At 51.7% G+C, this 14,229-nt stretch carries 11 protein-coding genes; 5 read left to right on the plus strand and 6 right to left on the minus strand.

What is annotated here, in order from left to right; all coding sequences use genetic code 11:
• Positions 1 to 138 precede the first annotated feature (138 nt).
• Together B9D94_RS25585 and B9D94_RS25590 are read left to right on the plus strand one after the other, a co-directional pair.
• Positions 139 to 1,221, plus strand: coding sequence for a Gfo/Idh/MocA family protein (locus B9D94_RS25585; protein ID WP_006207972.1), 1,083 nt, complete (start codon positions 139 to 141; stop codon positions 1,219 to 1,221).
• Between the two features lie 34 nt (positions 1,222 to 1,255).
• A complete protein-coding gene (locus B9D94_RS25590) occupies positions 1,256 to 2,095 on the plus strand; it encodes a Gfo/Idh/MocA family oxidoreductase (protein WP_006207971.1) in 840 nt (279 codons plus the stop codon).
• A gap of 135 nt (positions 2,096 to 2,230) precedes the next feature.
• Here the strand turns inward: B9D94_RS25590 and B9D94_RS25595 are convergent, their stop codons facing one another.
• The 6 genes from B9D94_RS25595 to B9D94_RS25620 all read right to left on the minus strand — a co-directional run bounded on the left by B9D94_RS25595 (position 2,231) and on the right by B9D94_RS25620 (position 9,388).
• Positions 2,231 to 2,965, minus strand: a complete 735-nt coding sequence (locus B9D94_RS25595; protein ID WP_148248316.1) for an ABC transporter permease — start codon at positions 2,963 to 2,965, stop codon at positions 2,231 to 2,233.
• A gap of 2 nt (positions 2,966 to 2,967) precedes the next feature.
• Positions 2,968 to 3,684 carry an ABC transporter permease gene (locus tag B9D94_RS25600; protein ID WP_148248317.1) on the minus strand — a complete coding sequence of 239 codons (717 nt, stop codon included), beginning with the start codon at positions 3,682 to 3,684 and terminating at the stop codon, positions 2,968 to 2,970.
• The gene (locus tag B9D94_RS25605; protein WP_148248866.1) at positions 3,681 to 4,595 is read right to left on the minus strand and encodes an ABC transporter ATP-binding protein; all 915 of its coding nucleotides are present in this window, start codon (positions 4,593 to 4,595) and stop codon (positions 3,681 to 3,683) included. Before B9D94_RS25605 ends, B9D94_RS25600 begins: the two co-directional genes overlap by 4 nt.
• A gap of 737 nt (positions 4,596 to 5,332) precedes the next feature.
• The gene (locus tag B9D94_RS25610) at positions 5,333 to 6,721 is read right to left on the minus strand and encodes a sensor histidine kinase (protein WP_148248319.1); all 1,389 of its coding nucleotides are present in this window, start codon (positions 6,719 to 6,721) and stop codon (positions 5,333 to 5,335) included.
• Entirely contained in the window at positions 6,718 to 7,392 is a 675-nt protein-coding gene (locus tag B9D94_RS25615) for a response regulator transcription factor (RefSeq protein ID WP_006207966.1), read from the minus strand. The genes B9D94_RS25610 and B9D94_RS25615 overlap by 4 nt, the downstream gene beginning before the upstream one ends.
• A 301-nt stretch (positions 7,393 to 7,693) precedes the next feature.
• Positions 7,694 to 9,388 (minus strand): alpha-amylase family glycosyl hydrolase, encoded by a 1,695-nt coding sequence (locus tag B9D94_RS25620; RefSeq protein ID WP_148248320.1) that lies wholly within the window; start codon positions 9,386 to 9,388, stop codon positions 7,694 to 7,696.
• A 589-nt stretch (positions 9,389 to 9,977) separates the two neighbouring features.
• Between B9D94_RS25620 and B9D94_RS25625 the strand changes: the two genes are divergently transcribed.
• The 3 genes from B9D94_RS25625 to B9D94_RS25635 all read left to right on the plus strand — a co-directional run bounded on the left by B9D94_RS25625 (position 9,978) and on the right by B9D94_RS25635 (position 14,185).
• Positions 9,978 to 11,012: a LacI family DNA-binding transcriptional regulator gene (locus tag B9D94_RS25625; protein WP_006207964.1), complete on the plus strand. Its 1,035-nt coding sequence runs from the start codon at positions 9,978 to 9,980 to the stop codon at positions 11,010 to 11,012.
• Positions 11,013 to 11,138: 126 nt separating this feature from the next.
• A complete protein-coding gene (pgmB, locus tag B9D94_RS25630) occupies positions 11,139 to 11,789 on the plus strand; it encodes a beta-phosphoglucomutase (protein ID WP_076151177.1) in 651 nt (216 codons plus the stop codon).
• A gap of 92 nt (positions 11,790 to 11,881) precedes the next feature.
• On the plus strand, positions 11,882 to 14,185 hold the full coding sequence (locus tag B9D94_RS25635) for a glycoside hydrolase family 65 protein (RefSeq protein ID WP_076151178.1): 2,304 nt from the start codon (positions 11,882 to 11,884) through the stop codon (positions 14,183 to 14,185).
• The last annotated feature ends 44 nt before the right edge of the window (positions 14,186 to 14,229 follow it).

Consider the following 14,229-nt stretch of genomic DNA (forward strand, 5'->3'; position numbering starts at 1 on the left):
ATAATCCAATAAATAAACACGATAGTGAAATCGAATAGATCGTTCCCATGCTATACTCTGGGCAAGCAAGAACGAAGAATCGAGTGACAAGTCCCTGTAATCACTGCATCATCAATCCACGATTTTGGAGGAGAACCGATGAACAAAATTACAATTGCCGTGATTGGCTGCGGTACGATTGCAAACAGCGCCCATATTCCCGCCTACATAGCCAACAAAGACGCCGAAATCAAGTATTTCTGCGATATCGTGAAGGAACGGGCCGATGCTGCCGTAACGAAATACGAGTGCGGCCAGGCCATTGAGGATTACAACCAGATCCTAAATGATCCCGAAGTGGATGCCGTATCGATCTGTACGCCGAATGATGTGCATGCATCCATCGCCATGGATTGTCTGCGAGCAGGCAAACATGTGTTATGCGAAAAGCCCGCCGCCCGTACCTACAACGAAGCTCTGGAAATGCAAAAGGTTCAGCACGAAACCGGCAAAACCCTCAATATTGGGGTGGTCAACCGCTACAATGAAAGCGTAAACAGAATCAAGAAAATGATTCAGAACGGTGATCTCGGCGAGCTGTATCACGTATATGCCAGCTTCCGCTCCCACCGCTCGATTCCGGGTCTCGGCGGGGCCTTCACAACCAAGGCCATCGCCGGCGGCGGCGCGCTGATCGATTGGGGCGTTCACTTCCTCGATGTCGTGATGTACTGCACAGGCGACCCGAAGCCGAAGACCGTGTCCGGGCAGGCTTACTGCAAGCTGGGCAAGGATATGGAGAACTACACCTTCCTTAAAATGTGGGCAGGTCCTCCGAAATATGAAGGCACCTATGATGTCGACGATTTTGTCACCGCTCTGGTCCGCACCGAGGGCCCAACCATTTCCCTGAACGGCGCATGGGCGCAAAACATCGGCGCCGAAGAGATGTTCATCGACTTCCTCGGGGACAAAGGCGGCATACGGCTGAAGTATGGCGCAGACTTTACCTTCTACACTACGGAGGACGGTGCCTTGATTGAGACAACGCCAAAATTCAACCTCGGCAGCATGTTCCAGAATGAGATCGATAGCTTCATTCAGTGCATTCAAACCGGGGAAAAACAGCCGTCGCATATCGATACCGTCATCCTGTCCTCCCAGATTATCCAGGCGATCTACGATTCGTCCGACCAAGGGGCGGAAGTTTCGCTGCAACCCGTAGCCCAGAACAGCCATTAACCTATAGTTCGAAGCCAGGGAGGCCTATTTTACCATGAAAAAAATCGGATTCATCGACCTGCATCTGGACCAATTCCATGCGAATAAATATCCTGGATGGATCGATCAGGCTACAGGAAGTGCCATGAAGGTCGTTTACGCTTACGGCAAAAGAGATAAAGAGAACGGGCTCACAAACGCAGCCTGGTGCAAGGAGAATGAAATTGAGCTGCTGCCCGCTATCGAGGACGTGGTGGAGCGCAGTGATTACCTGATCGTGCTGTCCCCGGATAACCCGGAGTTCCATGAGGAGCTGTCCCGGCTTCCGCTGCAATCCGGCAAACCGACCTATATCGATAAAACGTTCGCTCCTGACCGAGAGACAGCGATCCGAATGTTCGATCTGGCCACAGCCCACGGAACGCCGATGTATTCAACGTCTGCCCTTCGTTTTGCCAGTGAGTACACGGAGCTGGACCGGAGCGGCATTCAGACCATTAGCAGCTGGGGGCCCGGCGGATTCGCCAACTATTCGATCCATCAAATCGAACCCGTGGTCCGTTTGATGGGAGCAGATCCGAAGAGGGTCATGTTCGTTGGTACACCGGACTCTCCTGCCCTGCTCATCGATTACGGTAACGGACGACAAGCTGCCGTGAATCATCTTGGGGAGAATTGCCCTTTTACTCTAGGCATTAAAAATGAAGATGGCAGCTTCAAGCAGGTTACCGCCCATTCAAATTTCTTTGCCTTGTTCATCGAGAATCTGGTGAATTTCTTCGAAACGGGCAAGCCTGCCGTTGACCCGGCTGAAACCATTGCCGTCATTACCATCATCGAATACGGATTAAAGGCAGCCGCCACCCCTTATGCGTGGGTAGAGCTGCCGAATTAGCAAGGGTTCGCTTCAACCATAGCAAGATAGCGTAAAGAGCTGCTCCAGCAGGCCATCAAGGACCTGGGGCAGCTCTTTTATCATTGGTGAACGCTTCTTCTCGGAATGCATCCGCTGCACTCCGGTTAGGAGTAATCACACTTCCTTGCGCTGAAAATAGATGAATCCTCCGAGGAAAAATAACAGAAACCCGCCAACAATCACGATCATAAGGCTCTCAAACGGAATATTGAAGGCGCCGAAATCGGCTTGACCCGCTGGCATCATCGCAAGAAACGGCTGCGTCCACGGATAATAAGGGGCATACGTCTGCGAGTTAGCCACCAAGATGTTCGGAATGGTGAATACAACGTTTAGTGCCAGCGGTGCGGCAAAGCTGCTCCAGGCCGTGGAAACACCAAGCTGAAGCGCGGCAAGCGGCAGACAAGCAACCCAGCCACCCACCAGGCTGCGCAGCAGCATCTCCCAAGGAATCGGAGCCTCGATCCTATGGAACCATCCAGCTCCCATGACAGCACCCAGGAACAGCACTTGCACAGCAGCAAGCAAGATAGCCACCACCGTGAATTTGGCAGAATAGACGACACCACGCGACACCGGCAGGACCAGCAGCTGCTTCCATCCCCCACCGGTATGCTCGTAGCGACACACCATTGCACTGAAAATCCCGGTCATGATCGGGAGCAGCAGCATCGCATGCAGAAAACACATCATGGATAGCAAATACTCCCATGGGGCTCCCTGGATCGGATTGCCACCTAGAATCCCCAGCATCAAAACCAGTACCCCATTCAGCAGAATCTGCGGCCATAATTTGGACTTCGACAGCTTGAGCCACTCTGCGGATATTGCTCTTGTATAAGACGCCATCTCTAGTCCACGTCCTTCCGGTTGAAATGTATGAGTCCAGCTGCAGCAATGACGGCCCCAAGCAGTAAACCCGCTCCTATAAATGTCGCTTTTTCAGGACCGATGTAAGCGAGCAGCGGCCATTTCAGCGGCACCCAATCCGGAAACTCCATGGCAAACATGGATACTACCGAAGCGGTGATGCCTATCGCCGAGGATATCCCTTGATTCTTGAGTGTCAGGCTTAGCCATAACTGAAAAGCCAAGACCGGCAGCGCGGCGAACATAGGCAAGAACCCAATACGTATCAGATCCATATACGGCATGCGATCCGCACCCATTCCTAGCAGCGTGCCAAGTACGGTGACACATACCGTCAGCAGGATACAGGATACGCAGAGTATCAAGAAGGCCTGCACGAATTTTGCACTGAATACAGCGGTTCTTGAAATGGGCAATGCCAGCAGCTGCTTCCACGAGCTGAGCTGATGCTCCACGTTGGCCATCAGCGAGCAGATCAGCGTAATGCCCAAGAACAGGGCGATGGGAACAAAAAACGTAACATTCTCCAGCAGCCCGCCCCAGGGATCTGCCGCATACGTTTTCATCAGATAATCATACCGAAGTCCAAAGTTCAGCCCTTGCATCGCCGCCAGTCCGATGGGACCGAGCGCCGCGAGAAACCAGATGCCTTTGCCCCTTATTTTCAGCCAATCGGCGGACAGCGCACGGAACATCATATCCGGCTTCCCTCCCTTACGATCTGCATGAAAATATCCTCGAGTGACCTCCGCTGCTCCTCGACACGGTACACGGCATGCTGATTCTCAACGAGCCGCTTCACGAGCAGGGCGACCTTGGCATCCTGCATACTTTCCAGCTCCAGCATATGGTCTCGCAGCACCCCTTGGCAGCCCAGGTCCAGCGCCAGTCCGAGCGCAGCCTCCGGCTCCGATACCGACAATCGGAACCCGCTGGATGCGGTGGATACCAGATGGTCAATGGTATCCTGGAACACTATCCGGCCGTCACGGATGATGCCGACTTTATCGGCCATCTGCTCCACCTCGCCCAGCAGGTGACTGGATACCAGCACGGTAATGCCGTATTGACGCGGCATGTTTTTGATCAGCTCCCGGATTTCATGAATGCCGGATGGATCAAGACCGTTGGTCGGCTCATCCAGGATAAGCAGCTCCGGATTGTTGAACAAGGCGGCTGCAATGCCAAGACGCTGCTTCATCCCAAGGGAGTATCCCTTGACCGGTCGCTTGGCTTCCTTCGTCAGGGAGACAATCTCCAGTACTTCCGCGATGCGGGACTTCGGCCCGCCGGTGATCCGGCGAATCGCCTCCAGATTCTCAATGGCCGTCAGATGACCGTAATAGGATGGGTATTCCACGAGAGATCCTGTACGCTGCAAAATGTTCATTTTCTCGCGCTTCAAATCCTTGCCGAACAAATGAATCGCCCCGCGCGTGGGCTGGATCAGTCCAAGCAGCATGCGAATGGTCGTTGTTTTCCCTGCTCCATTCGGTCCCAGGAAGCCGTAGATATCGCCGCGGGCAATCTCCAGGTTCAAATCCACGACTGCCGCGCGTTTTTTATATATCTTATACAAGCCTTTCGTTTGAATGACGAGTTCCGTCACGTTCATCACCTCAGGTATACATCCTACATGGCCAAGGTTAAATGCCGGTCGACCTGAAGTTTAAATTTAATTTAAAAAAAGTTATGCATGAGTGATTGCGTGCTGTTCAAACCGCTGCGGGACCGGACCGCTGTTAAATCCGGGAAGCTGAATCTATCCAGAGGTAGTTTACCGGATTTAAAGGCGAACGCTTCGCTTCTCCAGCAACAATTCCGTTCCCTACGCCGATGCTTTTGCGCTTTTGCACGAATACAAGAGGCACTTCACTAAGCAGCGCTCATTAGTAATCCTGCATCCATGCCCATCGACTCGGAAATACTATCAGCGAGTGCCCGAATATGATATAATCACTTTGCCGAAACGCTGATTGCGTCCGTACAGGGGGGCTACCTGACGCTGATGATGGCATGCCAATCACTCTGCTCTCTCATAGGTAGATTAATCGTTACGATGGGGGCGTGGTTAACTATGGATATGAATGTACTGGTACATGTGGATCTCAAAATGGACTTCTCTCTCAGTCTAGCAACTGTAGCCTGCCTTGCTTATGAACCAAGTTCACTGACGAGCTCGTGAAACTCGAGCGAAAAGCAATTGTGCGAAGACACCCTGGAAGGGTGTCTTTCTTGTTAGTAACGCAAAAAAAGAACCAGCCAACACGCCGGTTCCCCATTTTCAATTTGCCTACACCCTTTCACCATCCGAGCACGATTCTTATATCCTCGATACCTGAAACCTCACCGCCTCCAGATGCTGATCCTCGTGCCTTCATCCGAGCTTTCCACATGGCAGCCCAGGCCCATTTCCCTTGTCAAGTGATCCACGATAGCCAGGCCAATGCCCGTGCCTTTGTTCTGTGAGTCGCTTCCGACTCCCGGTCCGCGATCCGAAATGACAAGCATGCCCTCAAGCCCTTCTCTCTCTTCCGTATGAATACCGATATACTGTCCTGACTTGGCGTGACGGACGACATTTTGGAACAGATTATCCAGAAGCCTGCGGAACCACAGCACATCCACATTCCAATTGAGCGGCTCGTCGCGCACTTGGATATCGGGCTCGATTCCCGCCTTCTCCCATACCGGATACCAAGCAGCTGCACTTTCCTTGACCGTCCGCAGAACGTCCGTCGGTTCCATGTTCAGTTTCACTTTGCCGCTGGCCAGCAGATTGTAGGACAACATATTATCGATCAGTCCGCCCAAGTCCGCGATTTTCGACTCGATGAGGGACAATGATTCCTTCCCTTTCTCACTCAGCGGCTCCCGCTCCATGGAGAAAATATGGCTTCGAATCACCGTCAGCGGCGTTCTCAGATCATGTGACAGATTAGCAATCAGCGACTTGCGCAGCTCCTCCTCCTCACGCTGCCGGCGCTGCCCCTCCTCTAACTGGATGACCATATGGTTATAGCCCTCTTCCAGCTGCCCGATCTCGTCAAGCTTGGTTAAGGCGACCGGCTGCGGTAAACCTGTCACAGTGTGAGGGGAGGTCATAGCAGAACGAAGTCGCAGCAGCCGCTTGCGGATGCGCACGAAGAACAGCCAGGAGACCACAATAAACAGAACCGACATCAAGGTTATAAAGAGGCCATACATCGCCGTTTCGCTGGCGATTGGCTGCTGGACACTGATATATTTTCTCGGTATTTGCATCACTATGAAGCCTTCCCCCGATGCCTCTCCACCGATAAAGGCCACCGAAGTGAACGGGTCTCCGTCCACGGCATTCTTCATGAATTGAACGGTGTAGGGTGCGCTCCATACCTCGGGGAGGCTTGGCTGCACCGGCATCTGCAGCCTCGTCTCATTGCTGCCGTCCACCCAGAACATCGAGATCTCCGGATACTCCAGCTGAATTGCATGCAGCCTTCGCTCTATGGCTTCTGGCGAAGCCCCGCTTAATGTTGCTGCCTCCTCGTGCCACATCTTCTCTAACACAGCACCGCTTGTATACTTCTCGACAGGTACAGCCGGTTTCTCCGAGAACGTATCGTTCACGAACCAGTAGAGAATCGAGGCTAACGGAAACATAATCGGCATGAAAATCATGGCCAGCGAGATTAACAGCAAATACCGGTTGGTCAACGATTTGCGGAACCTTCCTCTGTTCCTTCTCCATCTCATGCTCTCACCCGATAGCCCAGCCCGCGCACAGTCTCAATAATCTCCGGTGTGGCGGGGTCCCGCTCCAGCTTCTCGCGAAGATAGCGGATGTGAACCATCAGCGTTTTATCCCCTTCGATATAGGACTCGCCCCAGACCGATTCATAAATCTGCTCCTTGGTCATCACACGCCCCTGATGCTGGAGCAGGTACATAAATATCTGATACTGTTTACCGGTCAGGAGTGTCTCCTCGCCGGTATCCTCGTTCACAATCCGATTCTCGGCCTCATACACGGATAAGTGCTTCACTCTCAAAGGCTCTGCAGACTTGACGACGGACCGCCGAAGCAGCACCTCAAGACGGGCAGCCAGCTCGTCCGGATGGAAAGGCTTCGTCAGATAGTCATCGGCAAATTCCAGCCCCTGCAGCTTATCGTCAATGGCAGTTCTGGCCGAGAGCATCAGGATAGGCAGACCGGGATATGCCTTCTTGATTCGCTGTCCGATCGTAAAGCCGTCAAGTCCCGGAAGCATGACGTCCAGAATGACGACGGCACATGCCACCGCTTCCTCTACAGCCTTCTCCCCGCTGAGCTGCCACCGCACCTCATAACCCTTGTCTTTAAGAAATTCACTGACCCAACCGCCGATTTCATGGTCGTCCTCGATATATAGAATGCTTGCGCTCATCGTAATCTTCCTTTCGATGCAAATGTTCAATGTCTGCCAGGTGCTGCAACAGCCGCAAAAAGTGATTGCAGTCCATTGTATGCATGCACTGTGCTCCATCATTTGTCATTCATTGTAACACGGGATATCCGAAGTTCGGATAACGGATTGGGTATCCTCGTTCCAGTCAGCATCCTGCCTCATCACCATAAGGCACCTGTCCCCGCTCATGAAAGTCCCTTCCCCAAAAAAGGACCCCGAGCACGCCTCCTTCCAGGGGCTCGGGGTCCTTGTTATGTTTCACTATAGGAATGAACGCAGCCTACTCCATTACAACGGTTGTATACGGCGGCAGCGTTAAGCTGCTGCCGTTTAATGCCGCACTGTCGTCTGTTGTTCTCGACAGTGATGAGAACCCGCTCTCTCCGTTCTTCGATGCCACATCCACCGTCTGTTCCTTGCCGGACAGATTATGGACCACAAGCGCTTGGTTGTCGTTGGTACGGCGGAAGTAAGCCATGACCTGCGCATTTCCGGAAGCATAGGATTCAATGGTTCCGTTCTGAAGCGCAGGCATTTCATTGCGCCAGCTGATTAGCGTGCGGTAACGGGACAGCAGGGAATTCGCATCCCCCATCTGCTGCTCCACACCCTGCACGGCATCCCCCCGGTTATGCTTCAAGGGCTCCCATGTCGTCTGCCCCTTATCACTGCCCGTGTTGGACCAGATCATCGGCTCCCGGATCTGCTCATCCGGCTTCGCCCCCTTCATGCCGATCTCTTCCCCATAATAGATAAATGGATTGCCCGGCATCGTCAGCAGGATGCCAGCAGCCATTTTGGCATGATTCTCATCATTGTTCAGCTGAGACATCACACGATTCATATCATGGTTTGTCAGGAATGTCGCATCCGTGAACTTGCCACCGGATACTTGACTGAATAAGCCGTACATCCGCTCCAGCGTGAAGGCAAGGTTGTTATCCTTCTCGTTGAGCGCTGCACCCACGATGCTCTCGCCCAATCCAAAGTTGAAGCCGGAATCGAAGGCGTTATCCAGGTACGGCGCAATAACGGCAGCGGAGTTATCCCAAATCTCACCCACGATATAAGCGTCCGGGTCCACCTCATTCATGCTGGTGCGGAATTCCTGCCACCAGGCCGTATTCTTTGCCGTGGTTGCCTCACCCTTGTCAGACATCAGATCCTCGTAGATATGCTTGGCGGCATCAATCCGGAAACCATCCACGCCGAGCTCCAGCCAGAACTTGCCGATATCCTTCATCTCCTCGCGTACCTTGGGGTTATCGAAGTTCAGATCCGGCATTCCGCCCCAGAATGTGCCCATGTAATGGGCACCGTTCATCTCGTGCCACGGGGAGCCGCTCCCGGCTGCGCTGGAACCGGAAGGTGCTTTACCCTGATCCTCAGCCCAGATATACCAATCCCGGATCGTGGAAGCTTGATCAGCCGCGGACTCTTTGAACCACGGGTGCTCCGTGCTTGTGTGATTGACAACCAAATCCATGATAATCTTGATTCCACGCTTATCCGCTTCCGCAAGCAGCGTCTTAAAGTCCTCCAGCGTCCCGTAATCCGGATGTATGGAGCGATAGTCCGTTACATCATAGCCATGATAGCTTGGTGAAGGATTAATGGGCATCAGCCAAATACCGGTCACGCCAAGATCATCCGATGTATCCGGATTTCCGTCATTCAGGTAATCCAGCTTCTCGATGACACCCTTCAAATCACCGATTCCATCTCCATCGGAATCATAGAATGAACGTACAAAGATTTCGTAATAAACATCGGATGGCTGCTCATCCACCTTGTTTTCCTGCGGAGCAGGTGCCGGGATGTCAGGCTGCTTGGTTTCCTGTGTGGCCTTCGGCACAGCTTCCTCTTGAGGTGGAGTCGCGCCGCCGCTGCAGCCGGCAAGTAAACCTCCCGCAAGCGCGAAACTTGCCAGCCATAGAGGCACAGCCTTACGTGTACTCCTTTTTTTATGCACCATACCTATTTCCCCCTGTTGGATATATATTAAGTTCACTGAAATCCGCCTTGCTATGCTTGTAATTCGCCATCATCAGCGCAAACGTTTGAATAATATTAAACGAAATTTAGAAATAAAACGGTTACATAATACAGCATGTCTTGAATTCCATCTCAGATTCCCGGTATCCCTGGTTATTTAACCCAACTATATCATAACCCACTCTTCCATTTTGTTAAATCGTTTGCACAAGGCCGTATTAAGTTATTTTCCGGTTTTTTCACGTGATAATACCCGCCTTTCTCCTGATTTCTAATCCTTTCTTCTTTTTTAGTGCATTTGTGAATAATTGCGCTCAGCTGACTTGGATACGTATTTACAAGCATTTCGATAAACGTTAATATAGCAGTGTGAAACCGTTTAACATACTGTACCTATATAGCTTTAGATCTGCCTGTATCAAGTATACTCGGGGCCTGACAGACCCACAATTAAATAAAGAACAACGGACCGCGCTCTAGCGGAAGTTATTCTTGTGAAATAAGGGAGACTCCAGTAGTCGCTTTCTTATTTTCAAAAAAACGCAAACGGTTCCACTGGAGGTCCTACTATGTCTGTAACGATTAAAGATGTCGCAAAACGAGCGGGCGTATCCCCCTCCACCGTCTCACGGGTGCTTTCCAATCATCCGAGAATCAGCCGCGAAACCTCGCGCAAAGTGAAAGAGATTATGGAGGAAATGGGCTACCATCCCAATATTATGGCCAAGAGCCTGGTTTCCAAAACGACAGAAAGCATATGCGTCATCCTGCCAAAACCAGCGGAAGAGCTGTTCCTCAACTTGTTCTTCATGGAGCTGATCCGCGGTATTGTCACACAGGCGAACCGTTCCGGATACGATGTGTTAATCAGCTCGGGCGGCAACGAGAAGGAAGAGGTCGAAGCCGTATCCAGGCTTCTTAACGGTCGGCGTGTCGATGGTGCAATCTTGCTGTACTCCAGGCAGGATGACCAGGTCGTCGATTTTCTCAAGTCTAACAACTACCCGTTCGTGCTTGTCGGCCGAAGTGAGAAATATCCTGACTTGTTATCCGTCGATACCGATAATGTGCAGGCAGCCTATGACGCAACCAAGCATTTGATCTCCCTCGGGCATAAACGAATCGGCTTTGTCAGCGGTCCGCCTAACCTGATCGTGTCTCAGGACCGGATGAAGGGTTATGGAAAAGCACTCGCCGATGCGGGGCTTGAGATGAGAAAAGAATGGATCGTCGAAGGTGAATTCCTTCAGGAAAGCGGCTATCGCGCCATGTCCTTTTTCATGAACCTGCCCGAGCGCCCGACTGCACTCGTCATTGTAGATGATATTGTATCCTTCGGCGTGCTGCGCGGACTTCACGAGCTCGGTTACAAGGTACCCGAAGACGTATCTATTATCAGCTTCAACAACATCTCGCTGACCGAACTGTCGACCCCGCCGCTGAGCAGTGTGGACATCGGCATTTACAACCTGGGTTACACTGCTTCCCAAGCACTGATCCAGACTGTTCGTAACGATGACAAGACGGTACTGCCGCACCGTTACATCATTCCGCACCGGTTGATGATCCGCGAATCCTCGATGTATTCGCTGCCCAAATCCTAGACTCGCCTGGTGGAATGGAAATGATAACGACGCAAAGTACTTCAAAATAAAGAAGCATCGTGGTGCTTCCTTTATTTTTGCTGCTTGGTTCAAACGTTTGCACTAATATTCTTAAGGAGGATTATCATGTCATCCATAACTGCTTGTTTATTCGATCTTGACGGCGTTCTGGTGGATACCGCCAAGTATCACTACATTGCATGGAAGCGTCTTGCCGGGGAGCTTGGTTTTGATTTCACCGAGCAGGATAATGAACGCTTGAAGGGAGTCAGCCGGATGGCTTCCCTCGATATTCTGCTTGAAATCGGCGGAATGACGCTTGATGAAGACGCGAAGCTGGCACTTGCGGAGAAGAAAAACGCCTGGTACGTCGAGTATATTTCCAAAATGGATGAATCCGAGATTTTGCCCGGAGCCCTCGACTTTATCCAGGCTCTCAAAGCCCGCGGTATTAAGGTTGCTCTGGGCTCGGCCAGCAAGAACGCCATGCTGATCTTGAACAATACCGGCCTCACCCCTTATTTCGATGCCATTATCGACGGAACGAAGACCAGCCAAGCGAAGCCGGATCCGGAGGTTTTCACCATGGGGGCCCATGAACTTGGCGTTCAGCCTGATACCTGTGTCGTATTCGAGGATGCAGAAGCCGGAATCGAAGCTGCCACTCGCGCCGGTATGCGCAGTGTCGGCATTGGATCCCCTGAAACCTTGGGACGCGCCAGCATCGTTCTATCCTCCCTGGAAGAGTTCACGGTGGACCGTCTGCTGGAATTGTAGAAGCATGAGCTCATACGCTTTGGGCAACTCTAGCAGCATCATCCCATATAGATATGCAACCATTTTCCCTACTTATAAAGGAGCCGATGATTGTGAAACAATATTTAAAGCTAGATGAATGGTCAATTATTGAAGAGGGCTTTGATCCTCATACGCATGAAATCTCGGAAAGTGTATTCAGTATCGGTAACGGATTTATGGGCCAGCGTGCCAACTTTGAGGAAGCCTACAGCGGTTCATCGCTGCAAGGCAGCTACATGGCCGGTGTCTACTATCCGGACAAAACCCGTGTAGGCTGGTGGAAGAACGGTTACCCTGAATATTTTGCCAAAGTGCTGAACAGCACCAACTGGATTGGCATTGGCATCGAAATCAACGGTGCGCCGCTTGATTTGGCGAAATGCACAGTGAAGAACTTTGTCCGTGAGCTGAATATGAAGGAAGGTTATCTCTCTCGCAGCTTTACCGCTGTCATGGAAGACGGCAAGGAGCTTAAAGTCGAAGCCATCCGCTTTGTGAGCATTGTGCGCCATGAGATCGGAGCCATCCGTTATGCTGTGACCCCGCTTAATTTTGCTGGTGAGCTGACCATCACGCCTTATCTTGATGGCGATGTGAAGAACAAAGACTCCAACTATGACGAGAAGTTCTGGCTGGAAGTGTTCAAGGAAGCGGCTCAAGGATCAGCTTCCTTAACTGTAAAAACCAAGAAACTCGATTTTCATGTGACGTCCGTGATGTCCTACAACATCGTGAAGAACGGCGAAAAGCTTGATGTGCAAGCAGAGCTGATAGAACAAGAGAAATATGCCGCCAACCGTGCAAGTGTATCCGTATCAGAAGGTGAGGTCATCACCGTCTATAAATATGTCGCCAACGTCACTTCCCGCAATCATGGCTTGGGCGAACTGGTGAACGCAGCGCGTGCGGTGCTGGAGCCGGCCGTCGAAACCGGATTTGAGCTGCTCTTGAAGGAGCAAGCTGCAGCTTGGGGCGACAAATGGAAGGAAAGCGATATCGTTATCGAAGGCGATGTGGCAGCCCAGCAGGCGATCCGCTTCAACATTTTCCAGCTCAACCAGACTTACAGCGGCGAGGACGACCGCTTGAACATCGGACCGAAGGGCTTTACCGGGGAGAAATACGGCGGCAGCACCTATTGGGACACCGAGGCTTACTGCTTGCCATTCTACCTGAGCACCGCGGATGCCAGCATCTCCCGCAACCTGCTCATCTACCGCTATAAACACCTGGAAAAAGCGAAGGAAAATGCCAGGAAGCTTGGTTTCACCAAAGGTGCTCTCTACCCTATGGTGACGATGAACGGTGAGGAATGCCATAACGAATGGGAAATTACGTTCGAAGAAATTCACCGTAACGGCGCCATTGCGTACGCCATCTATAACTATGTTAACTATACCGGCGATTTCTCTTATCTTGGTCAATACGGACTGGAAGTGCTCGTGGAAATTTCCCGTTTCTGGGAAGAGCGCGTGAATTATGTCCCCGCGAAGGATCAGTATATGATGCTGGGTGTAACCGGACCGAACGAGTACGAGAACAATGTGAACAATAACTGGTATACCAACCGGATTGCCAGCTGGACGATGGAATACACCCTTGATGTGCTGGAATATTTGAAAGAGAACGAGGATTCCCGCTATGCAGAGCTTACGGCGAAGCTCGAGCTGCAAGAGGTAGAAACGGACAAGTGGCAGGATATCATCAGCAAAATGTACTATCCGGAAGATGCGGAGCTCGGCGTATTCCTGCAGCAGGATGGTTTCCTCAACAAGGAACTTGTTCCCGTTAAGGAATTGGACCCTGTACATCTGCCGCTGAATCAGAACTGGTCCTGGGACCGCATTCTGCGTTCGGTATATATCAAACAGGCTGACGTATTGCAAGGATTGTTCTTCCTGGGCGACCAGTACGATCTGGCAACGAAAAAACGCAACTTCGACTTCTATGAACCGTTCACGGTACATGAGTCCTCCCTCTCTCCTTGCGTACACTCCATTCTCGCATGCGAGCTTGGATATCAGGAGAAAGCGTACGAGATGTACCTTCGTACAGCTCGCCTGGACCTCGACAACTATAACAACGATACCGAGGACGGCTGTCATACAACCAGCATGGCAGGAACCTGGATGTCCGTTGTGCACGGCTTCGGCGGCCTTCGTGTAAAAGACGGCGTATTGCACCTGAATCCGTTCATTCCGGGTCACTGGTCTTCCTTCTCCTTCAAGGTCATGTTCCGTGGATCCCGACTGAAGGTCAACGTGAAAGGCAGCGAGACCATCATCGTGAACGAGACGGATACACCTGCTGTCCTGAACGTGAACGGCAAAGAATACAGCATTAGCGGACTTGGAGAGGTAAAAGCTGCAAGATAAGCGGTACGGGGACAACGGGGACATCATGTCCCTTCCCCTCCCAT

Source organism: Paenibacillus sp. Cedars (assembly GCF_003184205.1).
In the GTDB taxonomy this organism is placed as follows: domain Bacteria; phylum Bacillota; class Bacilli; order Paenibacillales; family Paenibacillaceae; genus Paenibacillus_AQ; species Paenibacillus_AQ glucanolyticus.